The sequence below is a fragment of the Paenibacillus sp. FSL K6-4396 genome, assembly GCF_038002525.1.
Classification (GTDB): Bacteria; Bacillota; Bacilli; order Paenibacillales; family Paenibacillaceae; genus Paenibacillus; species Paenibacillus amylolyticus_B.
In genome coordinates, this window is record NZ_JBBOCR010000001.1 from 2,410,321 (window position 1) to 2,434,749 (window position 24,429).

Sequence of the window (24,429 nt, forward strand, 5' to 3'; positions counted from 1 at the left end):
CGCTGATTAGTGTAGAATTCGGCTTGTATAGAGATACAAAGAACGGAGGCTCATGTGATGAATCGGATTCGGAAATCTGGCGGATTCAGAGCTTCGATCTTTGTGATCGTGGTGGCTCTGGTCGTCTATGTTGCTGTGTACATGCCAACGCCGTATATCATATATATGCCTGGCAGTGCAGATGAAGTAAAACCAATGGTAACCGTTAAGGGTGGAGACCAGGAAGAACGCGGTGTGTTCATGATGACAACCGTGTCGGCAACATATGCCAATGTGTTTTTGCTAGGAACCTCTCTGTTCAATAAAAATGCTCAAGTGGATAAAAAGGAAGACCGACTGCGCGGCAAAAGCGAAGCGGAATACTCTGCCGAACAGGTATGGTTCATGAGTGACTCACAATCCTCCGCAATGGAGGCTGCATATGAGCAGGCTGATGTGGCTTACTCTATTGTACCTGAACATATCTTTGTATTTGGACTGTCCGAAGACCCAAAACCGGAAGGAGATATTGCTCCGGGCGATATTATTCTGGGAGTGAATGGAACAGCTACGCCGGATAATACGGTGCTTTCTGCCCAGTTAAAAGATAAAAAGGTCGGAGATACAGTCGAAATGCAACTGGAACGTGGTGGAGAGACCATTAGCCGGGACGTGAAACTGATTCAGGTAAAAGACAATAAAACAGGTGAAATCCGCCCGGGACTCGGAGTAATGATTGGTACGGTTCAGAAGGTGAAAGCGGAAGATCCGGACAAACAGATCTCCTTCACCGATACTCAGGTTGGTGGTCCGTCTGCCGGCTTGATGTTTACGTTGGAGATCTATAACCAGTTAACTCCTGGAGATCTGACCAAGGGGCATCGAATTGCGGGTACAGGTACCATTACCAAGGACGGTGTGGTGGGTGCCATTGGTGGTGTAGTACACAAGATAGTAGCCGCTGATCGAAAAGAAGCGGAGATCTTCTTTGTACCTAAGGATAACTATAAGGAAGCAGCAGCCAAGGCTGAACAGATCGGCACCAAAATGAAACTTGTGCCTGTGAGCACGGTGGATGATGCGCTGGCTTATTTGAAAACCTTGTCCGTGAAATCATAGGTTATAATCGGGCCGGAAGAGATCGAGCCAACGTTGAACCGCATGAATAAAGAATGGATGAAATCGGAATAATTGATTACAGTGGAATGAAGTGTGATCAAGAGATTTGAGAAGATTAACAGATTTACAAGACTCAAAGGGGTAGAGATACCTAAAAAATTTAAGAGAACTAGAGAAGTGAATAAGGGAATCCCCTTGTTGCGAGGTGCCTGAGCGGCGCGCAGCAAGGGGATTTTTTTAATTGTATAGTTTAGTTTTCAGTAGTCGACATGAATGACCTGTTTGATGATGGAATATAAAGCTCCTTAGGAAATGAAGCTTTGTGGTCCAAAGCGGATTACAGTCTCACAGGCGACTCATAGTAGTCACTGAACATCTTGCGTGTGTCCCTATGCTCGCAAGCGAGCCCATACGCAACCTGAGCTTGTATATCCAGTTCAAGTTGATTGTGTGTGAACGTCGACGGTTTCAGCACAACAGGAAGCGATGCAGTCTTCTTCATTTGTTTAAGCAGGCTCTGCCCTTGAGCATTAAATCCGAGGACTCGTAGATATCCGGGGCCGGCAGCCAATTGCTCTGGTGAACACTCGGCTTTGGTGTGATTCAGGAGCAGGTGGGCGAGCATACGCTGGAGTTTGGTGCGTGTGTATCGTTTGGTCTTCAGTGCATTCAGGAGTGCTTCGACTGAAGGCTCCGGGAGCTGAGCGAGTGCACGGCTCAGTCGGTGTTCCAGGCCTTCAGTGACTTCGGCGATGCGTTCCAGCTCGGAGGCACGGCGGGTGGCCGCGAGGTGCAACAGCGGCTGTGCAAAGCGCTCCCAGTGTATGGGAGCGCGCCCTTCCTGCCATTCGCGATGCAGAATGGCAAGGGTTGCCGCCGGCACGTATGGCGCGGCGGCGTTGGGTCCGTCCGCCATCAGCAGACGGCGGACGGCTGTGGCACTGGCGATCGCCCCCGGCCCGGGCGTCGCCTCATGATACTCGGCACCGGTACGCGCCGCCGTAAAGGGCTGGATCGCACTGCCAAGTCGTTGCAGCGCGATCAGGTAGTGCAGCCCAAGCGAATTGTTGGGCTGCTCCAGCAGTGCAGCGGCGTCGTGAGCATCGACGCCGCCGGGCGCCAGCGCTGCCGCCGCGCCTGCGTACGCGGCGGGGTAGCTGGCGCCTTCCCGCAGGCGGCGCGCGATGTCCTCGCGCATCCCTGCGGGCTCCACAGCCAGCACGCGCGCAATGCGCTGCAGGCTGTCCAGGTCGCCGGACTCGCTGCCAAAGCAGAGCGAGTCCACAACGCCGGTGCGGTGCAGCAGCGATACCGCGCCGAAGGCAAACCACTCGGCCGGTTGGACCGCGTACGCAACCGGCAGTTCAAGCACGAGATCCGCGCCTGCGTGCAGCGCCATCTCGGTGCGCGCCCTTTTACCCACGATGGCGGGTTCGCCACGCTGGAGAAAAGGGCCGCTCATAACTGCGACAACTGCGTTTGCGCCGCTTAGCCGCCGAGCTTCCTGCAAATGATAGACATGCCCATTGTGCAAGGGGTTATATTCAACAATGACGCCTACGGCTCTCATGATTAGACGTACTCCTTTCAATTGGATAACCGAGTATGTATAACATCCATTCCATCATAGGGGATGACATGTATTAGATCAAATCATGCACCTATTCAGACAAGAAAAAGCACAAATCCGACATCAACGGATGTCAGACTGTGCCTGCAAATTTATTGTATATTACAGATTTTTCGATCATCGGAGAACGGCTTCTTCATCTGAATAAATCAGCACGTTTAGACACTTTCCGGAGCGGGAGATAGACTTGCTTTCGGCCCAAAAAATTCATAATGAATGTTGTCCGTCGCAACACCGAGTGCCTGAAGTTCCGTATACACTGCCCGCATGAACGAAACCGGCCCACACAGATAATAGGTGGCATCCAGTTCATCAATCACTTGACGAAGCCAGGTGGCATCCATATAACCTTCCTTATGAAAATACTCATTTTCACGATCAGCATCCTCAGGTTGAGTATAACAATAATAAGCTTTAACGCCCTGATTACGTTTGGCCAGACTGTCCACATAATCACGGAACGCGTGAGATTGACCATTGGGACTTGAATGCAAAAATGTAATGGTGCGATTTTCATTCAAGTTAACCAGCGTATTTAACATACTGATCATGGGCGTTAAGCCAACACCACCACTCAGGAGAACAACAGGCCGTTTATCGTCTGCATTCAGCGTGAAGTCGCCAGCAGGAGCGGATAGCTCCACAAGACTGCCTTCTTCAATGTGATCGTGGAGATACGTGGATATAACTCCGTCAGGGCGCTCTAATACACCTCGCTCACGTTTAACGGAAATGCGATAGTAGGGTTTACCCGGGGTATCTGAAAGGCTATACTGACGAATCTGGGTAAATGACTGTGCCTCTGGTTTGATTTTGATACTGATGTATTGTCCCGGTTCATAACTGGCAATGGGCTGACTATCATCTGGAACGAGGTAAAAGGACGTGATGACTTCACTTTCCTGCACTTTCTTGGCAACCTTGAAGGTACGGAACCCTTCCCAGCCACCCGTCTGGTTTTCCGCTTCTGTATACATGTTCTGTTCGATCCCGATAAAGGCATCTGCAATGACATTGTAGGCTTCACCCCACGCCGTGATAATTTCATCCGTTGCCGCGTCTCCAAGTACATCTTTGATGGCTTGAAGCAGATAGGTGCCAACAATCGCATATTGCTCGGGAACGATACCCAGGCTGCGATGTTTATGTGCAACTTGCCGGACGGCAGGCAGGATGGAGGACAGATTATCGATATGCAGGGCAGCGGTGTATACCATATTGGCGAGGGCGGCTTGCTGTCGTCCTTGTTTCTGATTTGCGTGATTGAAAATATTCAGTAGTTCCGGATGAGCTGTGAACATCGTTTCATAGAAATGGCGTGTGATCGCTTCGCCGTGGACTTCAAGTACGGGTACTGTAGATTTAATCACTCTAATGGTGTGCTCGCTTAACATACATTTTCCCTCCCGATATGATATGAAATAGTTGGATAATAAATCGGTCATGGAGCTGATCGTGTTTCGGTTTATAGCAAGTATAGATAGGGGACAAGCGGGTCTGTGTGATATAGATCACACTAAACGTTAACGAAATGTGACCGGTGTTTGCAAGGAACTACAACTAAAATGACGACTTGTGATTTATCTTGAAGTGAGTCTATAATAGACCAGATGGAGTAAACGTCTGTGCGGTCAGTGTTTTTAAAAAGGGTGTAAAGTTAAAAGTGTTGACAAACGTCTTGAAAAATCGGTATAATGATTTTTGTTTGTTAAGTCAATTTCATAATACTTTTAACGAAGATTCGTCAGAATACATACAGTCAGGATTTATTGCTTTACAAAAGCAGGCTTGACCTGTATAACTGTCGTGAAACGTTTGATACGAATTATGAAATTGGTTTCGTTTGGAGTGATGGAAATGTTAATGCCATTTCGCAAAGTGGCTACCAGTGATGGTCCCCTGAAGTTTAACGAACAGTGGGAGATTAAGGAACTGGTTTCTAACCGACAAGATATCACAGCCGTTACCCCGCTGACTGCGGACTTATCTGCAGAATTCAGAGAAGGTGACGTTGTGGATGTTCATGGCAAGCTGACTGCAGGAGTGGACATGTTGTGCTCCCGTTGTCTTAAGCCAATCAATGAACATTTTCATATTGATTTTCATGAGCAATTCAAGCAGGGAAAACAGCCAAAGGAATTACACGAAGACGATGATACGCTCTATGTGGATGGAGATAGCGTTGATCTGAAGGGTTATGCCGAGGAAGCTTTTCTGCTGGATCTTCCGTTTATACCGCTATGTAGCGATACATGCAAAGGGTTATGCCCTAAGTGTGGCCATGAGCTGAACGAAGGTGACTGTGGTTGTGATAACGAGGTTATCGATCCGCGGCTTGCAGGGCTCAAGGATTTTTTTAAATGAGCATGATTGAAAATCGAACATTTTAAGACTACCTGCAAAGGTTGATTTTGATAAGGAGGTGGGAATAATGGCAGTACCTCAACGGAGAACGTCCAAGACGCGTCGCGACAAACGTCGCACTCACTTTAAATTGGCTGTACCGGGCATGGTGAAATGTGAACAATGTGGCGAACTTAAACTTAGTCACCACGTGTGCAAAGTGTGCGGAACGTACAAAGCAAGAGAGATCATCTCTCAATAATAGTTTGACATTAAGTAGCACTTCATTTCGATGAGGTGCTACTTTTTTTGGATTAGAGAGTGCAGGTAGAGTGAGCTAACAAGCATGAAATCCTTGCACCAGAAGGGTGAATTGTTTTTGTTAGGCCAGTCTTTCTTTTTGACACGGGATGAGATATACTATAGTTTAGTACCAGGTTCTAAGATTTGACGTTACATATAGATGAACCATAATCCGTTTGAGAACGACCCTGGTGACCAGGGATGCAACTATAGAAGCAACACGAAAGAATGGTTGAACTGGCCGGACGGGACGGTTCCGTAAACGATACAGCGGGGGGTGTCAGGCATCGAACGTGTACCGAAAAGACAGAGGCAACAGCAGTTAACCAAAATGATAGAAGAGAACCCGTTTGTGACGGATCAGGAACTTACACGCCAATTGAAGGTGAGTATTCAGACGATTCGTCTTGACAGGCTGGAACTTGGAATACCCGAACTTCGGGAGCGGATGAAACTGATGGCAGAGCTCTCGTATGATCAGGTACGCTCGTTGCCCTTGCATGAGATTATCGGTGATATTGTGGATCTGCAACTGGATAAGAGCGGGATTTCCCTGTTTGAGATTAAGGAAGAACACGTGTTTTCCAGAACAGGGATTGCACGCGGACACTATGTCTTTGCACAGGCTAACTCCTTGGCTGTAGCCATTATTAATGACGAGATCGCGTTGACTGCATCAGCAGACATTCGCTTTGTCCGTTCGGTTCATTTGGGAGAGAAATGTATTGCAAAGGCTTATGTGAGATCGATTCCGGGTCAAAAGGGCAAAGCCAAAGTGGAAGTATTCACTTATGTAGGTGAAGAAATGGTGTTTCAAGGCAACTTTGTAATCTACCATTCAGGTGGAGAAGACAGCGGAGAAGGAGGTCATTTGGAATGAAAATCGTCATTGATGCCATGGGAGGTGACAATGCACCTGCATCAACGGTAGAAGGTGCGATTGCCGCAGCCACGGAATGGGCGGATACACAGATCGTCCTGATCGGCGATGAAGCCAAGCTGGAGCCTCTTTTGAGTCAGTCAGGTGTGAGACCTGCTAATCTTACGGTCCGGCATGCTTCCGAAGTTATTGGTTCGGATGATGAACCCGTCAAAGCAGTGCGTCGCAAAAAGGATGCCTCCATGGTGGTCGCAGGCCGCATGCTGAAAGAGGGCGAAGCGGACGCGATGATCTCGGCGGGCAATACTGGAGCTTTGATGACAGCGGGTTTGCTTGTTGTAGGTCGCATGGAAGGCATTGAACGTCCGGCGCTTGCACCTATGATTCCAACGATTGATGATGTAGGTGTGCTTGCGCTGGATCTTGGAGCGAATATGGATGCCAAACCGGAGCACCTTGCACAATATGGTCTGATGGGCAGTTTGTATCGGCAAAAAGTACAGGGCATTGAGTCCCCGCGAGTGGGCTTGCTTAATGTAGGAACAGAGCCAGGCAAGGGAAATGAGTTAACCAAACATGCATACCCTTTACTTGAACAACTCCCAATTCGTTTTGTCGGTAATGTTGAGGCACGTGATGTGCTGACTGGTGCTTGTGATGTGCTTGTATGTGACGGTTTTGCAGGGAATATCCTGCTGAAGTCGCTGGAAGGCACAGCAGGTGCCATTTTCGCCTTGCTTAAGGAACAATTTTCATCTTCTCTCAAAAGTAAACTGGCTGCAGCTGTACTAATGCCTGAGCTGCGTGGGTTGAAACGAAAGCTGGATTATACGGAGCATGGCGGAGCGCCACTCCTCGGTTTGAGCAGACTGGTTGTGAAAAGTCATGGATCTGCTGATGGCAATGCCATCAAAAATGCTGTGCGCCAAGCTCGGATTGCAGTGCAGAATCAGCTGGTAGAGAGCATATCTAAGGAAATTAGCGGGAAGTGAGTGACGATATGAATAATTTGCGCCCAGTAGGGATTATTGGTACAGGGAAATATGTGCCTGAGAAAATTTTGACAAATAGCGATCTGGAGAAAATGGTCGATACCAATGACGAGTGGATCGTCAGTCGTACGGGAATCAAAGAGCGTCACATCGCTGCACCCGATCAGGCAACTTCTGATCTGGCATATGAGGCGGCTATTAAAGCCCTTGAATCTGCAGGCATGACAGGCAGTGATCTTGATCTGATCATTGTTGCAACGATTACTCCGGATTCTTCGTTCCCATCGACAGCCTGCATTTTGCAGGACAAATTGGGTGCAAAAGGTGCTGCGGCATTTGATCTGTCGGCTGCTTGTTCCGGATTTGTATACGGTTTGGCTAGTGCTACGAGCTTCATCCAAAGCGGTATGTACAACAATGCACTTGTTATTGGAGCGGACTGCTTGTCTCGTATTACGGATTATACAGATCGTAACACATGTGTCCTCTTTGGGGACGGAGCAGGCGCGGTAGTCGTAGGTGAAGTTCCGGAAGGTCGCGGATTCAAAGCGTTCGATCTCGGTGCCGAAGGTGCTGGCGGTAGTCTTCTTCAGATGGAAGGCGGCGGTTCCCGACTGCCTGCTACTGCAGAGACCGTTGAAAATAAAAAGCATTACATCAACATGAACGGTCGTGAAGTGTTTAAGTTTGCGGTACGTGTCATGGGGACGGCTACCATTGAGGTATTACGCAAGGCTGGTATGGAGCGTACGGATGTGGATCTGTTTGTTCCTCACCAAGCGAATATTCGAATTATCCAATCTGCGATGCAACGCCTTGAACTTCCTGAAGAAAAGGTTGTAGTCAACGTGGATAAGTATGCAAACACATCGGCTGCTTCCATCCCGCTTGCTTTGGTAGAAGCAGCAGAAGAAGGTCGCATGAAAGCCGGAGATACCGTTCTGATGGTTGGATTCGGTGGCGGTTTGACATGGGGTGCATCGGTACTCGTTTGGTAAAATAGACATCTGGGAGATGAATGAGATGGGTAAAATAGCATTTGTATTTCCCGGACAGGGATCACAGGCTGTAGGCATGGCCAAGGACGCGTATGAGTCCGTGCCTGCGGCAACCGAGATTTTTCGCACAGCAGATGAAACATTGGGTTTCTCGCTGAGCACCCTTGTATTTGAAGGACCGGAGACCGAGTTGAAACAGACATCAAATACACAACCGGCTCTGTTGACAGCAAGTATTGCCTTGCTAGAAGCTTTCAAAGAAAAAGGAATTCAGCCTGACTATACGGCTGGACACAGTCTGGGAGAATACAGTGCACTGGTGGCAGCGGGCGTTCTTTCGTTTGCTGACGCAGTGAGCACTGTGCGGGCACGTGGTCAGTATATGGAACAGGCAGTACCGGGTGGACAAGGAGCGATGGCTGCTGTGTTGGGTGCAGATCGGGAAGCGCTGGGGGTGCTTTGCCGTGACGTATCTGAAAGTGGTCATGCGGTTGAACTTGCCAACATTAATTGTCCGGGACAAATCGTCATTTCTGGTGTGAAGGAGGGCGTAGCTGCTGTCGCGGAACGAGTGAAAGAAGCAGGCGGTAAACGCGCTATTGCATTGGAAGTAAGCGGTCCGTTCCACTCTTCATTGATGAGGGGGGCAGCTGATAAGCTGGAAGAGAAACTGAAAACAGTTACGTTCTCACCGGCAGCGGTCCCTGTAGTCGCTAATGTGACTGCAAGACCTGCAGAGGATGGACAGGTTCAGGATTTGTTGACAGCTCAGGTCTATTCTCCTGTATTATGGGAAGACAGTGTGACATGGCTTATTGAGCAAGGCGTGGATACGTTCATTGAGATTGGATCTGGCAGTGTATTGACCGGTTTGATTAAAAAAACAGATAAAACCGTAAAACTGTACAATGTGAACAGTCTTGAAACGCTCGAAGCAACGACAAGTGCGTTGAAGTGATTAGCAGGGATTAGATTTGGGGAAAGGAGGAATGATTATGTCTAAACCATTAGAAGGTAAAAATGCACTCGTTACCGGGGCATCCCGGGGCATTGGACGCAGTATTGCACTGGCACTTGCAGAAGCTGGAGCGAACGTAGCTGTGAATTATGCGGGTAGCCAAGCGGCAGCTGAGGAAGTGGCGGAAGCGATTCGTGCCAAAGGAGTCAAGGCGATTACACTTCAAGCCAATGTTGGCCTGATGGATGAAGCTGAACAAATGGTCAAAGCTACACTCGAAGCATGGGGCAACGTTGATATTCTGGTGAACAATGCTGGTATTACCCGTGATAATCTGATCATGCGTATGAAAGAGGAAGAATTCGATCAGGTTATTGAAACCAATCTCAAAGGTGTGTTTAACTGCCTTAAGGCGGTTACACGTCCAATGATGAAACAACGGTCGGGAAGAATTATCAATATCTCCTCGGTTGTAGGTGTGCTCGGTAATGCTGGACAAGCGAACTATGTTGCTGCCAAAGCAGGAGTCATTGGCCTGACAAAGGCATCTGCTCGTGAACTGGCTTCTCGTGGAATCACAGTCAACTGTGTTGCACCAGGTTTCATTGAGACGGATATGACAAAAGAGTTGTCCCAAGAGCTGGTGGACGGTATGCTAAGTGGTATTCCGTTGTCCCGTCTGGGTCAGCCGGATGAAATCGCTGGTGTAGTCACGTTCCTGGCTTCACAGGCTTCATCTTATATGACAGGGCAGACGTTGCATGTCGATGGTGGCATGTACATGTAATTCTTCCCGGACTTGAACAATAGTCGGGGAACAGGCGCTGGACGATCCGAAATGCCGGAAAAAGGCCGGGTTCCCCGGCCGGGAGCCGCATATGTCTTCTATGGCATTTTGCCTGCGATTCTCGTATAATACCAAAGAAGGAGGTGAACCGGATGTCCGATGTATTGGAGCGTGTAAAACGCATCGTCGTCGACCGCTTGGGCGCAGACGAAGCTGAAGTTACACTTGAAGCATCTTTCAAAGAAGATTTGGGTGCTGATTCTTTGGATGTAGTGGAATTGGTCATGGAATTGGAAGATGAATTTGATTTGGAAATCTCTGATGAAGATGCAGAAAAAATCACGACCGTAGGTGAAGTTGTAAACTACATACAATCTCATACCTAAAGTCATTTTTAGTCCCGCACATGTTTTCGAACAGGCGGGACTTCTCATCATTCATTGGTTTTTCTCATTCCGCAAGCAGCTCTACTCAAACAGGCCTATCTTGGTTGAATAGATGTCTGTTTGCGGATATTCCCACAAAATACTTGCGTAATGCAGTCGATATAGAGGTGACTCGGTTTGAAACAAAGAGTAGTAATTACCGGAATGGGCGTAATGACATCGCTCGGAAAAGATTTGGAAACGTTCTGGGGCAGTTTAATGGCAGGAAAGTCCGGAATTTCTCAGATTGAGGCGTTTGATGTTAGTGAATACACGACACAGATTGCAGCCGAGATCAAGGATTTCAACCCGGAAGAATATATGGATCGCAAGGATGCTCGCAAAATGGACCGTTTTGTACAGTTCGCTGTGGCAGCCGGCTTCAAAGCCGTTGAAGACAGTGGTCTGAAAATTAACGAGAATATTGATGCAGAGCGTTTCGGTGTATCTATCGGATCAGGTATTGGTGGATTGGGTACGTGGGAGGACCAACATAATGCATTGTTGCAAAAAGGTCCAAAACGGGTAAGCCCATTCTTTATTCCCATGATGATCTCCAACATGGCTTCAGGCCAAATGTCCATTTCCCTTGGTGCCAAAGGTCCTAACATTAATGTTGTTACCGCTTGTGCAACAGGTACACACTCCATCGGAGATTCCTTCAAGCTGATTGCCAATGGTGATGCAGATGCCATGATCTGTGGTGGTGCGGAAGCAACAATCAGACCAACGGGTCTTGCAGGGTTCTGTGCGATGCGCGCAATGTCTACACGTAATGATGATCCTGCGAAGTCAAGCCGTCCTTTTGATACAGAACGTGATGGGTTTGTTATGGGCGAAGGCGCTGGTGTTCTGATCCTGGAATCCCTGGAGCATGCTCAAAAACGTGGTGCACGCATTTATGGTGAAGTGATCGGTTACGGTCTGACAGGTGATGCACATCACATGACAGAACCAGATCCGGACGGAGCGGCACGTTGCATGAAGATGGCACTTCGTAATGCGGGCATTGAGCCTGAAGAAGTGGACTACATTAATGCACACGGAACTTCGACGCCTGTAGGCGACAGATCCGAAACGCTTGCGATCAAAAAGGCGTTTGGTGATCATGCGTACAAGCTCGCCGTGAGTTCCACTAAGTCCATGACGGGCCACATGCTTGGCGCTGCTGGTGGTGTAGAAGCGGTTATCTGCGGATTGTCACTGACACATCAGACACTGGCTCCAACGATTAACCTGGAAAATCAGGACCCGGAATGTGATCTGGATTATGTACCAAATGTTCCACGTCAAACCAAAGTTAATATTGCCATGTCCAATTCATTTGGATTCGGCGGTCACAATGCCACCATTATTCTCAAAAAATTTGAAGCATAAGGGGCTAGTTCGTTTGAGTGAAGATCTGAAGCAGTTACAACATAAACTTCAAATCAAATTTGACAACAGGCAGCTTTTAAAACAAGCGTTTACCCATGCTTCTTATGTAAACGAACACCGGTTCAGTCAGCATCAGGACAACGAGCGCCTGGAGTTTCTGGGCGATGCCGTGCTGGAACTGACTGTATCGGAGTACTTGTATCATTTGTATCCTAACCGTCCGGAAGGTGAATTAACTAAGCTGCGGGCATCCATTGTCTGTGAGCCTTCCCTCGTCAAATTTGCTGAAGCGTTGGGTTTTGGGCAGTATGTACTTCTTGGTAAAGGTGAGGAACTAACTGGAGGACGGACACGGCCGGCTCTGCTGGCAGATGTGTTTGAATCTTTCATTGGTGCATTGTATCTGGATCAGGGGCTTGCGCCTGTTCGGACATTTCTTGATCAGCATGTCTTCCCATTAATCGTATTGGGCAGCAAGCTGCAAATGAGTGATTACAAAACGGAACTGCAGGAACTTACTCAGCATCACAATATGGGAGCTTTGGAATACCGTATCGTTGAGGAACGGGGACCTGCCCATGAACGTGAGTTTGTCTCGGAGGTCCATATGGGTCAAGAAAGGCTTGGCAGAGGTACAGGACGTTCCAAAAAGGAAGCGGAACAACAGGCTGCATCTGCAGCACTTGATCGACTGAAGCTTCCGGAAGCCGGAGCTTAACCGATAGCGCATAGACAAACGAAGAGCAAAGAGCAGCCCGCGGGTCCGCCCCGGCGGAAGTAATCGGCCGGACTGCTTTTTGCTCTTTTTTTTGTAAAGAGGTTCAGGGGGAGTTAGCCTGATCGTTAACTAGATAAATGAACTTTATTTCAGTTCAATTTATTTAGGCGCTGGAAGGCAATACTTGAAATTTGCAAGAGGAGGTGACGAGAAACCCTATGTTTTTAAAACGGATTGAATTGGGTGGATTCAAGTCATTCGCCGACAAAACGGAGATGGAGTTCGTTCGTGGCATTACGGCTGTTGTAGGTCCGAACGGAAGTGGAAAGAGTAATATATCGGACGGAATCCGCTGGGTTCTGGGGGAACAAAGTGCCAAGTCACTGCGTGGTGGCAAGATGGAAGATATCATCTTTGCAGGCAGTGACGCACGGAAGGCCGTTAATTTCGGTGAAGTGTCGCTAACGCTTGATAACGAGGATCACGCACTTGCATTGGATTTCGGTGAGGTGACGGTGACTCGTCGTGTACATCGCAGCGGAGATAGTGAATATTTTATTAACAAACAATCTTGTCGTTTGAAGGATATCACGGAGTTGTTTATGGATACCGGCATTGGTAAGGAAGCCTACTCGATTATTGGACAGGGGCGAATCGAAGAGATTCTGAGTACCCGTTCAGAGGATCGTAGAGGCATCTTTGAAGAAGCTTCAGGTATTGTTAAATATAAATCCCGCAAGCGGGATGCGACGCGCAAACTGGATGAGACCGAGCAGAATTTGCTGCGGATTCATGATCTGGTGACTGAACTTGAAGATCAGATTGGACCGCTAAAGGAACAATCGGAGAAAGCGATCCACTATAAAGAACTTCGTTCACAGCTCAAATCGCAGGAAATTTCCATGTATGTGTACCAGATCGAACAGATTCATGCTTCCTGGAGTAAGGCAAATGAGCGCCTGCAATCGCTAAAACAGGAAGAGGTTGGACTCGCAGCGATTGTCTCTACCCATGATGCCAAGCTGGAAAATGATCGGAATGCGCTGCGTATCCTGGAAACAGAGACAGAGCAACTGCAAGCCGCCTTATTGCAATTCAGTGAAGCGACAGAAAAAAGTGAAGGACTTGGAGAATTGCTCAAGGAGCGCTCCCACCATCTGCAAACAAATCAGGAGCAGCTCAAAGTAACACTTGCTGCCAGTGAAGAGAGACATCGCGAACGGGAAACCGAGCTGCTTGCACTGCGTGAGAAGTTTGGCAAACTTGATCTCGAACTGAATGATGTGAGAAATCAGTTGTCCCAGGAAGAAGCCAAACTCATCGGTGTTACAGGTGGCATTAGTCAACAGCAAGAGGAAAGCCTCAAAGGCAATTTGCTGGAACTGATGAATCAGATGGCTCAGACACGCAATGAAATTCGTTATGTGGATCAGCAGAAAGAAACGCTGGAGCGCAGAATGAATCGCGCGGCTGAAGAATCAGGCAAATGGGAAGATCAGAAGGAGACACTGGAGAGTCGCAAAGCGGACATTGAGAAAAAAGTTGTTCGTTTGGGCAAAGAAATCAGTGATCTACGTGGTGGCTACATTACGGAAAGTGAACGACTCCAGTCGCTGCAGAAGCTGCTCGAAGAAAGTCGGGGTACGGTCCGTAAATGGGAACAGAAGCGTGAAGCTCAAGTTTCCCGCCGCGATACGATGAAAGAGATGCAGGATGATTTTGACGGATTCATGCTGGGTGTCAAAGAGGTCCTCAAGGCTTCACGTAAAGGTACGCTGAGCGGTGTTCATGGAGCTGTGGCTGAACTCGTAAAAGTTCCCGAGAAGATCGAACTTGCGGTAGAAACAGCAATGGGAGCGTCCTTGCAACATGTAGTCATGGAAAATGAATCAGTTTCCAGACAGGCAATTGCTTTTCTGAAGCAACGCCAGTTGGGGCGTGCAACGTTCCTGCCTCTGGATGTCATTCGTCCTCGTGCCATTGGAGCGGCTGAACGTTCCATGATCGAAGGTATGGAGGGTTTTGTGGGGATTGGTGCTGATCTTGTACAATTCGAATCCAAGTACGCTTCAATCATTGGCAGTCTGTTAGGTAATGTTATTATTGCCGAAACGTTGGAGGTCGCCAATAAAATTGCGGCTCGCTGTCAGTATCGTTTCCGGGTTGTGACGCTTGAAGGTGACGTGGTCAATGCGGGTGGTTCCATGACAGGTGGTAGCCAGCACAAGAAAAATGTGAGTCTGCTCAGCCGGAAACGGCAGCTGGACCAGCTCGACCAGGATATTCTGGATACGGAAAATCAGATCGTGAAACTGCATCGCAGTGTGGATGATGTAAAAGTTCAACTGGAGCAGTGTCAGGACAAACTGGATGAACTTCGTCAGTCCGGTGATGATACCCGAAATGCAGAACAGCAGGCTTCGATGGAAATGAAACAGGTAGAGCATGAGCTTCGCCATGTGCTTGAACAGGTTGCCGTTGCCGGGCAGGAGAAGAGCGGCTTTACCGAAGAGATCAAAGAGCTGGATATGGCACGTATCGTCGCTGTGAAGAAGCTGGAGCAGCTTGAAGAGGAAGAAAAAGCGACTCATCGTGCCATTCATGCAGCCGAGTTTGCTCGGAAAGCCAATGAATCCGCGAAGGAAGAATTGCAGAGCCAACTCACCGAATTGAAAGTGCGCGAAGGCAAGCTTGATCAGGAGCGATTCTCCAATGGAGAACAATTGCGACGTCTGGAGCGGGAAGTAGAGTCGCTGGTGAAAGATCTTCGTCAGAATCGCACGTTGCTGGCTTCGATGGAAGCAGATCTCAAGAAAACACAGACCGAGAGTGTTAAACAGATTGAAGATCTGAACCAGTATAAGCTGAAAAAAGCGGAAGCTTCTCAGGAGCTGGACTTCAAACGTGCTGCCCGAAGTGAGTTGTCGAAAAAGCTTGAGCTTGCCGAGAGCGAAACGAAGGAACAGCGCACGCAGTTAAAAGCTGTGGAAGAACAGATGCGACAGACGGAAATTTCCGTGAACCGGCTGGATGTTGAGCTGGAAAATATACTGCGAAAACTGACGGATGAATACGAACTGGGCTATGAACTGGCCAAAGAGCGTTATCCTGTGCCAGAAGACGTGGAGCATACACAGGCAGAGGTACAGAAGCTGAAGCGCAGTATATCGGCCCTGGGTGATGTGAACCTGGGAGCGATTGAGGAGTTCCAGCGAGTCAATGAGCGATACGAGTTCCTGAGTGAACAGAAGAATGACCTGGTTGAAGCTAAAACAACGTTGTACCAGGTTATTCGGGAAATGGAAGACGAGATGGCGAAGCGATTCAAGATCACGTTTGATGCCATCCGCCGTGAGTTCGGTACCGTGTTTAGCAAGCTGTTTGGCGGGGGACGTGCTGACCTTGTTCTGATGGACCCGGAGCGCTTGCTTGAAACGGGAATAGATATCGTGGCTCAGCCACCAGGCAAGAAACTGCAAAACCTGCAACTGTTATCCGGTGGGGAGCGGGCTTTGACGGCGATGGCTTTATTATTTGCTATTCTGCATGTGAAACCAGTACCATTCTGCGTGTTGGATGAAGTAGAGGCAGCACTGGACGAAGCTAACGTGGTACGTTTTGCCCAGTACTTGCGTGAATTCTCCGAACAGACACAGTTTATCGTTGTTACCCATCGTAAAGGTACGATGGAAGAGGCAGATGTGCTGTACGGTGTTACAATGGAAGAGGGCGGAGTATCCAAGCTTGTTTCGGTTAAACTGGAAGATGAGGAAGCAGTAATTGCCTGATCTGATCCAAACCTGCGAGACAAACGAACTCATTGTAATCATTGATAATCATTCAGATTGAGCATTTTTGCAGAAGCGCTTAGATTATGGACACGATGGAGGGGCTTTATGAGTTTTTTTAAAAAGCTGAGAGACAGCATTGCAAGCAAAACGGAGTCGGTCACCAAACAGTTCAAGGATGGATTGGAAAAGACACGTAAAGGGTTAGTGGAAAAAGTGTCGGATCTCGTAATCCGCCGCAAAAAAATCGATGAAGAGTTCTATGAAGAACTGGAAGAGATTTTGATCGGAGCAGATGTTGGCGTGAATACAGTCATGAATCTGATCGAAGACCTGCGCGTTGAGGTGAAAAAACGCAAAATTGAGGACGCGGCTGAGCTGCAGCCTGTATTGTCCGAGAAACTGACGGGTCTTCTTCGCGGTGAACAGAATAACGAATTGAAAATGAATCCGAATGGCATTACCGTTATTTTGTTCGTTGGCGTTAACGGTGTTGGTAAAACAACAACGATTGGCAAGTTGGCACATCGATTTAAACAACAAGGTAAAAAAGTCATCATGGCAGCTGGAGATACGTTCCGTGCCGGAGCCATCGAACAGCTGGAAGTATGGGGACAACGTGCCGGTGTCGATGTGATCAAACAGCAATCTGGTTCTGATCCAGCAGCGGTTATGTATGATGCGGTACAGGCAGCGAAACAACGGGGTGCGGATGTTCTGCTCTGTGATACAGCAGGTCGTTTGCAAAACAAATCGAACCTGATGGACGAGCTTAACAAGATCTATCGTGTCATTCAGCGTGAAATTCCGGATGCTCCGCATGAAGTACTGATGGTACTGGATGCAACAACAGGTCAAAATGCTTTAAACCAGGCTAAACTTTTCGGTGAGAAAAGCGGTGTAACTGGCCTCGTACTGACGAAACTGGATGGAACGGCCAAAGGGGGGATCGTTGTTGCGATCCGTCAGGAGCTGGACTTACCTGTGAAGCTCGTAGGACTGGGTGAGAAGATTGATGATCTGCAGCCGTTTGATTCTGAGCAATTTGTGCATGCTTTGTTCGCCGGATTGATCCAGGAACAGCCAGCGGAAAGTGCTGAAGAAGAGGAAGCTAATTCCTAGAATCATTAATAATAGGATGAATTAATAATGTTAACCGTATTGCCAGTGATATACGTGATAAGTGTCACGTGTAATGTCACTGGCAATACGTGTATAATGGAGGAATAAAGCAGGCAATGTTAAAGGGTTAGAAAGGACGGTTGAAAATGGCCAATACGTATACCTATTCTCGCCGTGAAGAAGTCGCCAATGCGGTGACACATGGAATCGGCGCTGCACTCAGTGTAGCTGCACTGGTGATATTGATTGTATTTTCAAGTATGAAAGGCACGGCTTGGCATGTGGTCAGTTTCACGATCTACGGAATCACCATGCTGTTGCTCTATACAAGCTCTACACTCGTGCATGCATGGAAAGATGGAAAAGTGAAAGATTTATTTGAGATTTTCGATCATTCTTCCATTTATTTGTTTATTGCGGGATCGTACACTCCGCTTTTGTTTATTGCTGTTCGCGGTACACTTGGATGGACCCTGTTCGGTATAATCTGGGGTATCGCATTATTCGGCGTGATCTTTAAGGCGTTTTTTACGAAAAAGTTTCTATTCATGTCCACGATTTTCTATATTGCGATGGGCTGGCTCATCGTTATTGCCTGGCAACCGCTTATGGCTGCCATTCCTACAGGCGGCATTGTGCTGCTGGTTGCTGGAGGCCTGATGTATACACTGGGTACGCTCTTTTATGTATGGCGTGGTTTTCCGTACCACCATGCGATTTGGCATCTCTTTGTGCTGGCAGGCAGTATTCTTCATTTCTTTATGGTACTGCTGTACCTGACACCACTTCGTTAGAACACCATAAACGGATGCATCTCCACGGACTGAGATGCATTCGTTTTTTCTTCTACATCGAGGTGGGTCGCAGGGATACAGATAGAATTTGCTTGTAGTGAAAAAGGTATAAACCGCCCGTTAAACATCGAAATAACATATCATCAGAGCTGTTTTTATTGTGACAAGTATTTTTGCTTGACAACCTGATTTGTTTTAGGTATTATTAGGAACGTTGCAAGAGTGTAAAGTGTTTTTCCTTGACGAAGGGAGTGCCCCGATGTGAGTCAAGAAAATCGGCTTGAGAAGACAAACCGGATTAACTTGCTGTTTGCTTTTTATGAATTGTTACTTACCGAGAAACAGCAGACTTTTCTAAAGTATTACTTTCATGACGATTTCTCACTTGGTGAAATTGCAGCCGAGTTTGAGATCAGCCGCCAGGCGGTATACGAGCATATCAAGCGTGCCGAACAAGTGCTGGAAAATTACGAAAGCAAGCTGGGCTTGCTGGAAAAGCATGAACGGCGTAATCGCAATCTTGAAGATTTGCAAAATGCATTGGAACGCGCAGGCGTCTCCATTGATAACAACAAACAAATACACGATATCGTTGCTCAGCTTAGTGAATGAAGAATTGGCTGAGCGGAACGGATCGGTCTTGAAAACAGTATTAAAGCTTAAGGAGGTGGGATCATGGCATTTGAAGGATTAACGACCCGATTACAGAATGTGTTCAGCAAGCTGCGCGGCAAAGGCAAGGTGTCTGATGAAGATGTAGCCGAGGCTATGCGCGAGGTACGTCTGGCATTGCTCGAAGCGGATGTAAACTTCAAAGTGGTCAAGGAATTCATCGCCAAGGTGAAAGAGAAGGCTGTTGGCAAAGAAGTGATGGAGAGCTTCACGCCAGGAATGGTCATCATCGACATCGTTAACAAGGAACTAACGGATTTGATGGGTGGAAGCCAAGCAAAACTGGCTAAAGCGAACAAACCGCCTACGGTGCTGATGATGGTTGGTTTGCAGGGTGCTGGTAAAACAACCACATCGGGTAAACTGGCTAAAATGCTGCAAAAGCAAAACAGCAGACCATTGCTTGTTGCAGGAGATATTTATCGTCCGGCAGCGATCAAACAGTTGCAAGTACTTGGCGAGCAGATCAAAGCGCCGGTATTCACACTGGGAGATCAGACAAGCCCTGTTGAGATCGCACGTCAAGGTCTTCAACATGCCAAAGATAACGGTAATGACTATGTCATTATCGATACAGCTGGACGTCTGCATGTTGATGAAGAACTGATGGAAGAACTTCGCCAGATTCACAGCGTAGTGAATCCGGATGAAGTACTGCTTGTCGTAGACAGCATGACAGGTCAGGATGCGGTTAACGTAGCAGAACACTTTAACCAGCAGCTTAATCTGACCGGGGTTGTCCTGACAAAGCTGGATGGAGATACTCGTGGTGGTGCTGCGCTTTCTGTCAAAGCAGTTACGGGTTGTCCAATCAAGTTTGCTTCCCTTGGAGAGAAACTTGACGCTTTGGAGCCGTTCCACCCGGAACGTATGGCTTCACGGATCCTCGGTATGGGTGATATGTTATCTCTGATTGAGAAAGCACAATTAAACATTGATACCGATAAAGCCAAGGAAATGGAACGGAAGATGCGTAATGCAGAATTCACGTTTGAAGATTTCCTGGAGCAGATGGATCAGGTGAAAAAGCTGGGACCAATCGACCAGATCATGGATATGATTCCCGGCATGGGCAAGATGAAACAAGCCAAGGATCTGAAGGTTGATGATAAACAGATGGGCCGGATCGAAGCGATCGTTTACTCAATGACGACCGAGGAGAAACGTAACCCGGACATGATCAACCATAGCCGCCGGAAGCGTATTGCTACCGGAAGCGGAACATCTCTGGCTGAAGTAAATCGTCTGATCAAACAGTTTGATGAGATGCGCCGCATGATGAAACAGTTCTCGGATATGATGGGACCTAAAGGCGGTAAAAATAAAGCGATGAAGCAGCTTAAAGGTATGGGTAAAGGAATGAAGTTTCCTTTCCGTTGATTTAAGCAAAGCTGGATCATATACAGATTTCATTGAAGGAGGTGAATTTTCAAATGGCAGTTCGTATTCGTCTGAAACGTATGGGTGCTCACAAAGCTCCTTTCTACCGCGTAGTGGTATCGGATTCCCGTTCCCCACGTGACGGTCGTTTTATCGAGGAGATCGGTTACTACAACCCGGTTGAACAACCGGCTGTTGTTAAGATCGATGAAGATAAAGCATTGGCATGGCTTCAAAACGGTGCACAAGCATCTGACACTGTCCGCAACTTGCTTAGCAAAGCGGGCGTGATGAAGAAGTTCCACGAGTCTAAATTATCTAAATAAAGTGCTGATTCGGAGGGTCATCTATGGAAGAATTAGTAAGCATAATTGCTAAGGCTTTAGTCGATCATCCGGAAGATGTGGCGGTTCGGACGGTTGAGAAAGACCGGCTTGTCGTTTATGAGTTAACCGTTCATCCTGACGATGTCGGGAAGGTAATTGGTAAACAGGGACGAATCGCGAAATCACTTCGTACGGTCGTCACATCAGCAGCAGTTAAGATGGATAAACGGGTTACCGTTGATATCATATCTTAAAGATATACGAAAGGGGGTTAGGATGCATGTCCTAGCCCCTTTTCGTGCATGCTGAAACTAATATGTTAGACTAGATATTATAATGTATTAAATTTTGGGTTATGAGTGACTTCGGAGCAGTACAGGGGACGGAATCGATTCTGGAGAAGCGTTAGCGCTCGCCTTAAAGCTTTCTGAAAGAAAGCTACATCGGAAGCATACGCTATCACCTCATTTTCACCTTTTAAAGCAATTTTCAAAATGAGGGGGTAACAGCGATCGAAAGAACGAACCGTCGCCGGAACGGCTGTACCAGAGTCGAGGTACCTGTTTAATTTGATTTAATTTTATAGGAGGATTTATGGCAGAGTTTATGAATGTAGGTAAAATCGTTAATACGCATGGAATTCGCGGTGAGGTGAGAATCATGCCTATAACCGATTTCCCAGAAGTGCGTTTCGCGAAAAATGCAGAGTTGTTTTTCTTTACACCAGATAATCATCCCGTCATAGTTAACGTGGAATCTGCACGTTTGCATAAGAATATGTATATTCTTCGTCTGAAAGAGTATGGCAATATTAATGAAGTAGAGAAGTTTAAGGGCGGCATGGCCAAAGTGTTGAAAGAGAATCTGGCTGAATTGGAGGAAGGTGAATACTACTTCCATCAAATCGTTGGGTGTTCGGTTATCACCGAAGAGGGTGAAACGCTTGGAACCATCTCTGAAATTTTGACTCCGGGTGCCAATGATGTATGGGTTGTCAAAACGCCTGCAGGTAAAGAAGTGCTGATTCCCGTTATTGATGATGTAGTACTTGATGTGGACATCGAAAAGAAGCAAGTGAAGATTCACCTGATGGAAGGGCTGCTGTAACATGAAAGTGGATGTATTAACGCTATTTCCGGAGATGTTTGACGGTGTGTTCGGAGCAAGCATTCTGGGTAAAGCTCAAACGAAGGGGCTCGTATCCCTTGGTGCAACCAACTTCCGTAATTATGCGACCAATAAACATAATACAGTAGATGATGCTCCTTACGGTGGGGGTGGGGGCATGGTGCTGAAACCAGATCCGATCTTTGCTGCTGTAGAAGATGTTCTGGAGCAACGCGGAGAAGCTGCGGCATCGATGAAATCTCCACGTATCATTCTAATGTGTCCGCAAGGTGAGACGTTTACACAGAAAAAAGCAGAAGAACTTGTGCAAGAAGATCATCTGATTTTTATATGTGGACATTATGAAGGTTACGATGAGCGTATCCGCGAATTTCTCGTGACGGATGAACTATCCATTGGTGATTACGTACTCACGGGTGGGGAGTTACCTGCTATGGTTGCGATCGACAGTATCGTACGTCTTATACCCGGTGTGCTTGGCAATGAGACAAGTGCTGTGACGGATTCATTCAGTACTGGACTCCTCGAATATCCACACTACACACGTCCACCCGAGTTTAGGGGCATGAAAGTACCGGATATGCTGTTGTCGGGACATCATCTGAACATTGAGGCATGGCGCAGAGAACAGTCGTTGCTTCGTACGCTGGAGCGCAGACCGGAGATGTTGGAAAAGGCCGATTTGACGGATAAAGAACGTATTTGGTTGAAAAAGATACGCCCGAACCGTAAAGATAGCACAGAGTAAGTATATGTATCGTATAAACACGTAAATATTATTTTCCAGAGTTCGAAAAGGCCGACCTTGATACCAAAGGTTGGCTTTTTTTTGTGTACATTGAAAAGAATACTGGATTTTCATTAGTATATTTTATAAAATGTAAGTATAAATAATGAAACTGAGTTTCATCAAATGAAACAAAAGGAGGTGTATGAATGACTTACAATATTATTGGTCTTGATCATATTCAGCTCGCGGCACCTGAAGGTTGTAAAGCGGAGGCACGTCATTTTTTCAATAACCTGTTAGGCTGGACGGAGATTCCCAAACCTGAAATTCTGAGAAAACGGGGTGGTGTATGGTTCGAGTGTGGCAGACACCAAGTGCATATTGGAGTACAAAAAGATTTTATTCCCGCCACAAAAGCTCATCCGGCATTTCATGTACAACATTTGGATCAGTTGCGTGATCATCTCATTCATAACCAAATTCATATTGTCGATGACGAAGCAAGAGCAGATGAAGGAGTAAGACGTTTCTATATAAATGATCCTTTTGGCAATCGCCTTGAGTTTTTAGAGTGGGTTTAAAATCATTCATTTAAATGGTTTAATTACGTAGGCACTTTATTGCAGATTTGAACTTTTTTGCATGATTCTAAATAGGGTTGTAAAAGAAAGGGATTTTCTTTATGGTGAACTCAGCTGGAATTGAATATAAAGATAGCTGAGGAGGAAGGTTATGAATCATCAGCCTTATGAAATCGCGAGAGTAGATATTAGCCAAGCTGGAGAACGCTGCAAAATGCTTTTGGGAGATCTAAATGGGGATGGCAGACTTGAGATGTTGCTGGTACAGGCAGATGGGGGTATAGACGATCGGTATGTCCCACATCAGGTATGTTGTTTGACTGCGTTTGATCTGGAAGGAACATTACTATGGCAGGTTGGAACTCCTGATCCGGATGCAGGTGGTCCGGGTTCAGACTATCCCGCTCAGATCGCAGATTGGGATGGAGATGAAAATAATGAAGTTTTGTGTGTCATGGACAAACAATTTCTCGTGTTGGATGGCCGGACCGGAGAGATCAAAGAAACACGTGATCTGCCAGGGGATGAAGCACATGACTGCATTATTCTCGCCAACCTGACGGGTAACCAGCAGAAAATGGACATTATATTGAAAGACCGCTATAGGACGTTATGGGCACTCGACCATGATTTTAATTTGTTATGGAAGCATGAAGGGAATCCGGGACATTTTCCATGGGTATATGACATCGATGGAGATGGGAAAGATGAAGTGATGGCCGGATATGACATGCTGGATCATGATGGGACGTTGTTATGGTCTTGTCATAATCTCGAGGATCATGCTGACTGTATATGGTTTGGAGACGTTGACGGTGATGGGCAAGTTGAGGTTGTCATTGGTGGCAGTGTTACGGTCATGATGGACCGCTATGGTAATGAGAAGTGGCGTTATGAAGATTCGATTGAATCACAGCATATTGCATTGGGTCATTTTTGTACTGGAATGGAAGGTTTACAGATTGCAGGCCTGGACCGGATTGTCCGAGGGGATGAGCATGGTAAGGATGGAATGTTCATGCTGGATAGCGCAGGGCAAGAAATTTGGAAAGAAAATCGCGCGACTCGGGGCTGGTTAACCATTATAGAGCCTGTGTGTAACTGGGATGAGGGTGGACTCGATTATATTTTGGCGTATCGCAGAGGTGGAGATGTGTTGCCTTCTTTGGTAGATGGAGATATGAAAACGGTTACTGAATTCCCGAAAGAGGGATATGCGGTGCATGCAGACCTGGTTCAGACGGGGAAAGAACAGATCATTATCTATGACGCAGAGGAAGCGGTGATGTATTCCAGCTCTCCGATGACATTATCACTTACCGATGCAAAAAGAGCCAAGCCACAGCTTAAAATGCTGTATAGCTCGACTCTGTATCCGGGCGGTGAAGTTAAAATCTAG

General features: G+C 47.2%; 24 protein-coding genes. 22 read left to right on the plus strand and 2 right to left on the minus strand.

Annotated features, from left to right (window positions below; genetic code table 11):
* Nucleotides 1–57 precede the first annotated feature (57 nt).
* Nucleotides 58–1,098, plus strand: coding sequence for a SepM family pheromone-processing serine protease (locus tag MHB85_RS10910; RefSeq protein WP_091017346.1), 1,041 nt, complete (start codon nt 58–60; stop codon nt 1,096–1,098).
* A 337-nt stretch (nt 1,099–1,435) separates the two neighbouring features.
* Here MHB85_RS10910 and MHB85_RS10915 read toward each other — a convergent pair whose 3' ends face one another.
* Both MHB85_RS10915 and hmpA read right to left on the minus strand, forming a co-directional pair.
* On the minus strand, nt 1,436–2,668 hold the full coding sequence (locus tag MHB85_RS10915) for a nucleotidyltransferase (protein ID WP_091017345.1): 1,233 nt from the start codon (nt 2,666–2,668) through the stop codon (nt 1,436–1,438).
* Nucleotides 2,669–2,886: 218 nt separating this feature from the next.
* Nucleotides 2,887–4,122: an NO-inducible flavohemoprotein gene (gene hmpA, locus MHB85_RS10920; RefSeq protein WP_091017343.1), complete on the minus strand. Its 1,236-nt coding sequence runs from the start codon at nt 4,120–4,122 to the stop codon at nt 2,887–2,889.
* A 463-nt stretch (nt 4,123–4,585) separates the two neighbouring features.
* Between hmpA and MHB85_RS10925 the strand changes: the two genes are divergently transcribed.
* From MHB85_RS10925 to MHB85_RS11025, 21 genes are all read left to right on the plus strand, one after another.
* The gene (locus tag MHB85_RS10925; protein WP_341072910.1) at nt 4,586–5,092 is read left to right on the plus strand and encodes a YceD family protein; all 507 of its coding nucleotides are present in this window, start codon (nt 4,586–4,588) and stop codon (nt 5,090–5,092) included.
* Between the two features lie 67 nt (nt 5,093–5,159).
* On the plus strand, nt 5,160–5,333 hold the full coding sequence (gene rpmF / locus MHB85_RS10930; protein ID WP_017689233.1) for a 50S ribosomal protein L32: 174 nt from the start codon (nt 5,160–5,162) through the stop codon (nt 5,331–5,333).
* Nucleotides 5,334–5,705: 372 nt separating this feature from the next.
* The gene (gene fapR, locus MHB85_RS10935) at nt 5,706–6,254 is read left to right on the plus strand and encodes a transcription factor FapR (RefSeq protein ID WP_047842457.1); all 549 of its coding nucleotides are present in this window, start codon (nt 5,706–5,708) and stop codon (nt 6,252–6,254) included.
* Nucleotides 6,251–7,246, plus strand: a complete 996-nt coding sequence (plsX, locus tag MHB85_RS10940; RefSeq protein WP_017689231.1) for a phosphate acyltransferase PlsX — start codon at nt 6,251–6,253, stop codon at nt 7,244–7,246. The genes fapR and plsX overlap by 4 nt, the downstream gene beginning before the upstream one ends.
* Before the next feature lie 8 nt (nt 7,247–7,254).
* Complete coding sequence (locus tag MHB85_RS10945) at nt 7,255–8,244, plus strand: beta-ketoacyl-ACP synthase III (RefSeq protein WP_036610885.1); 990 nt, start codon at nt 7,255–7,257, stop codon at nt 8,242–8,244.
* A 25-nt stretch (nt 8,245–8,269) separates the two neighbouring features.
* The gene (gene fabD / locus MHB85_RS10950; protein WP_091017342.1) at nt 8,270–9,202 is read left to right on the plus strand and encodes an ACP S-malonyltransferase; all 933 of its coding nucleotides are present in this window, start codon (nt 8,270–8,272) and stop codon (nt 9,200–9,202) included.
* 37 nt (nt 9,203–9,239) lie between these two features.
* On the plus strand, nt 9,240–9,989 hold the full coding sequence (gene fabG / locus MHB85_RS10955; protein ID WP_017689228.1) for a 3-oxoacyl-[acyl-carrier-protein] reductase: 750 nt from the start codon (nt 9,240–9,242) through the stop codon (nt 9,987–9,989).
* Nucleotides 9,990–10,141: 152 nt separating this feature from the next.
* Nucleotides 10,142–10,375, plus strand: coding sequence for an acyl carrier protein (gene acpP, locus MHB85_RS10960; RefSeq protein ID WP_024630176.1), 234 nt, complete (start codon nt 10,142–10,144; stop codon nt 10,373–10,375).
* A gap of 177 nt (nt 10,376–10,552) precedes the next feature.
* Nucleotides 10,553–11,791, plus strand: coding sequence for a beta-ketoacyl-ACP synthase II (gene fabF / locus MHB85_RS10965; protein WP_062833763.1), 1,239 nt, complete (start codon nt 10,553–10,555; stop codon nt 11,789–11,791).
* Between the two features lie 13 nt (nt 11,792–11,804).
* Nucleotides 11,805–12,509, plus strand: a complete 705-nt coding sequence (gene rnc / locus MHB85_RS10970) for a ribonuclease III (protein WP_036670338.1) — start codon at nt 11,805–11,807, stop codon at nt 12,507–12,509.
* Between the two features lie 218 nt (nt 12,510–12,727).
* Nucleotides 12,728–16,297, plus strand: a complete 3,570-nt coding sequence (gene smc, locus MHB85_RS10975; RefSeq protein WP_091017340.1) for a chromosome segregation protein SMC — start codon at nt 12,728–12,730, stop codon at nt 16,295–16,297.
* Between the two features lie 108 nt (nt 16,298–16,405).
* Complete coding sequence (gene ftsY / locus MHB85_RS10980; protein ID WP_091017338.1) at nt 16,406–17,419, plus strand: signal recognition particle-docking protein FtsY; 1,014 nt, start codon at nt 16,406–16,408, stop codon at nt 17,417–17,419.
* Between the two features lie 146 nt (nt 17,420–17,565).
* A complete protein-coding gene (gene trhA, locus MHB85_RS10985) occupies nt 17,566–18,213 on the plus strand; it encodes a PAQR family membrane homeostasis protein TrhA (protein ID WP_017689222.1) in 648 nt (215 codons plus the stop codon).
* 261 nt (nt 18,214–18,474) lie between these two features.
* Complete coding sequence (gene ylxM / locus MHB85_RS10990) at nt 18,475–18,825, plus strand: YlxM family DNA-binding protein (RefSeq protein WP_017689221.1); 351 nt, start codon at nt 18,475–18,477, stop codon at nt 18,823–18,825.
* A gap of 63 nt (nt 18,826–18,888) precedes the next feature.
* Nucleotides 18,889–20,265 carry a signal recognition particle protein gene (gene ffh / locus MHB85_RS10995; RefSeq protein WP_062833767.1) on the plus strand — a complete coding sequence of 459 codons (1,377 nt, stop codon included), beginning with the start codon at nt 18,889–18,891 and terminating at the stop codon, nt 20,263–20,265.
* A 53-nt stretch (nt 20,266–20,318) separates the two neighbouring features.
* Nucleotides 20,319–20,591, plus strand: coding sequence for a 30S ribosomal protein S16 (gene rpsP, locus MHB85_RS11000; RefSeq protein WP_017689219.1), 273 nt, complete (start codon nt 20,319–20,321; stop codon nt 20,589–20,591).
* A 23-nt stretch (nt 20,592–20,614) separates the two neighbouring features.
* Nucleotides 20,615–20,845: a KH domain-containing protein gene (locus tag MHB85_RS11005; RefSeq protein WP_024630185.1), complete on the plus strand. Its 231-nt coding sequence runs from the start codon at nt 20,615–20,617 to the stop codon at nt 20,843–20,845.
* Nucleotides 20,846–21,185: 340 nt separating this feature from the next.
* Nucleotides 21,186–21,698: a ribosome maturation factor RimM gene (gene rimM, locus MHB85_RS11010; protein WP_091017336.1), complete on the plus strand. Its 513-nt coding sequence runs from the start codon at nt 21,186–21,188 to the stop codon at nt 21,696–21,698.
* A gap of 1 nt (nt 21,699) precedes the next feature.
* Nucleotides 21,700–22,467 carry a tRNA (guanosine(37)-N1)-methyltransferase TrmD gene (trmD, locus tag MHB85_RS11015; protein WP_091017334.1) on the plus strand — a complete coding sequence of 256 codons (768 nt, stop codon included), beginning with the start codon at nt 21,700–21,702 and terminating at the stop codon, nt 22,465–22,467.
* A 188-nt stretch (nt 22,468–22,655) separates the two neighbouring features.
* A complete protein-coding gene (locus tag MHB85_RS11020; protein WP_091017332.1) occupies nt 22,656–23,030 on the plus strand; it encodes a VOC family protein in 375 nt (124 codons plus the stop codon).
* A 151-nt stretch (nt 23,031–23,181) separates the two neighbouring features.
* A complete protein-coding gene (locus MHB85_RS11025) occupies nt 23,182–24,429 on the plus strand; it encodes a hypothetical protein (protein WP_091017330.1) in 1,248 nt (415 codons plus the stop codon).

Bases quoted from the DNA above. Each gene is read 5' to 3' on its own strand.
- hmpA (WP_091017343.1), bottom strand. From the start codon at position 4,122: ATGTTAAGCGAGCACACCATTAGAGTGATTAAATCTACAGTACCCGTA.
- acpP (WP_024630176.1), top strand. From the start codon at position 10,142: ATGTCCGATGTATTGGAGCGTGTAAAACGCATCGTCGTCGACCGCTTG.
- MHB85_RS11005 (WP_024630185.1), top strand. From the start codon at position 20,615: ATGGAAGAATTAGTAAGCATAATTGCTAAGGCTTTAGTCGATCATCCG.
- fabG (WP_017689228.1), top strand. From the start codon at position 9,240: ATGTCTAAACCATTAGAAGGTAAAAATGCACTCGTTACCGGGGCATCC.
- fabD (WP_091017342.1), top strand. From the start codon at position 8,270: ATGGGTAAAATAGCATTTGTATTTCCCGGACAGGGATCACAGGCTGTA.
- rimM (WP_091017336.1), top strand. From the start codon at position 21,186: ATGGCAGAGTTTATGAATGTAGGTAAAATCGTTAATACGCATGGAATT.
- MHB85_RS11025 (WP_091017330.1), top strand. From the start codon at position 23,182: ATGAATCATCAGCCTTATGAAATCGCGAGAGTAGATATTAGCCAAGCT.
- MHB85_RS10925 (WP_341072910.1), top strand. From the start codon at position 4,586: ATGTTAATGCCATTTCGCAAAGTGGCTACCAGTGATGGTCCCCTGAAG.
- trhA (WP_017689222.1), top strand. From the start codon at position 17,566: ATGGCCAATACGTATACCTATTCTCGCCGTGAAGAAGTCGCCAATGCG.
- ffh (WP_062833767.1), top strand. From the start codon at position 18,889: ATGGCATTTGAAGGATTAACGACCCGATTACAGAATGTGTTCAGCAAG.
- MHB85_RS10945 (WP_036610885.1), top strand. From the start codon at position 7,255: ATGAATAATTTGCGCCCAGTAGGGATTATTGGTACAGGGAAATATGTG.
- ftsY (WP_091017338.1), top strand. From the start codon at position 16,406: ATGAGTTTTTTTAAAAAGCTGAGAGACAGCATTGCAAGCAAAACGGAG.
- trmD (WP_091017334.1), top strand. From the start codon at position 21,700: ATGAAAGTGGATGTATTAACGCTATTTCCGGAGATGTTTGACGGTGTG.
- fapR (WP_047842457.1), top strand. From the start codon at position 5,706: ATGATAGAAGAGAACCCGTTTGTGACGGATCAGGAACTTACACGCCAA.
- plsX (WP_017689231.1), top strand. From the start codon at position 6,251: ATGAAAATCGTCATTGATGCCATGGGAGGTGACAATGCACCTGCATCA.
- MHB85_RS10910 (WP_091017346.1), top strand. From the start codon at position 58: ATGAATCGGATTCGGAAATCTGGCGGATTCAGAGCTTCGATCTTTGTG.
- MHB85_RS10915 (WP_091017345.1), bottom strand. From the start codon at position 2,668: ATGAGAGCCGTAGGCGTCATTGTTGAATATAACCCCTTGCACAATGGG.
- MHB85_RS11020 (WP_091017332.1), top strand. From the start codon at position 22,656: ATGACTTACAATATTATTGGTCTTGATCATATTCAGCTCGCGGCACCT.
- rpsP (WP_017689219.1), top strand. From the start codon at position 20,319: ATGGCAGTTCGTATTCGTCTGAAACGTATGGGTGCTCACAAAGCTCCT.
- smc (WP_091017340.1), top strand. From the start codon at position 12,728: ATGTTTTTAAAACGGATTGAATTGGGTGGATTCAAGTCATTCGCCGAC.
- rpmF (WP_017689233.1), top strand. From the start codon at position 5,160: ATGGCAGTACCTCAACGGAGAACGTCCAAGACGCGTCGCGACAAACGT.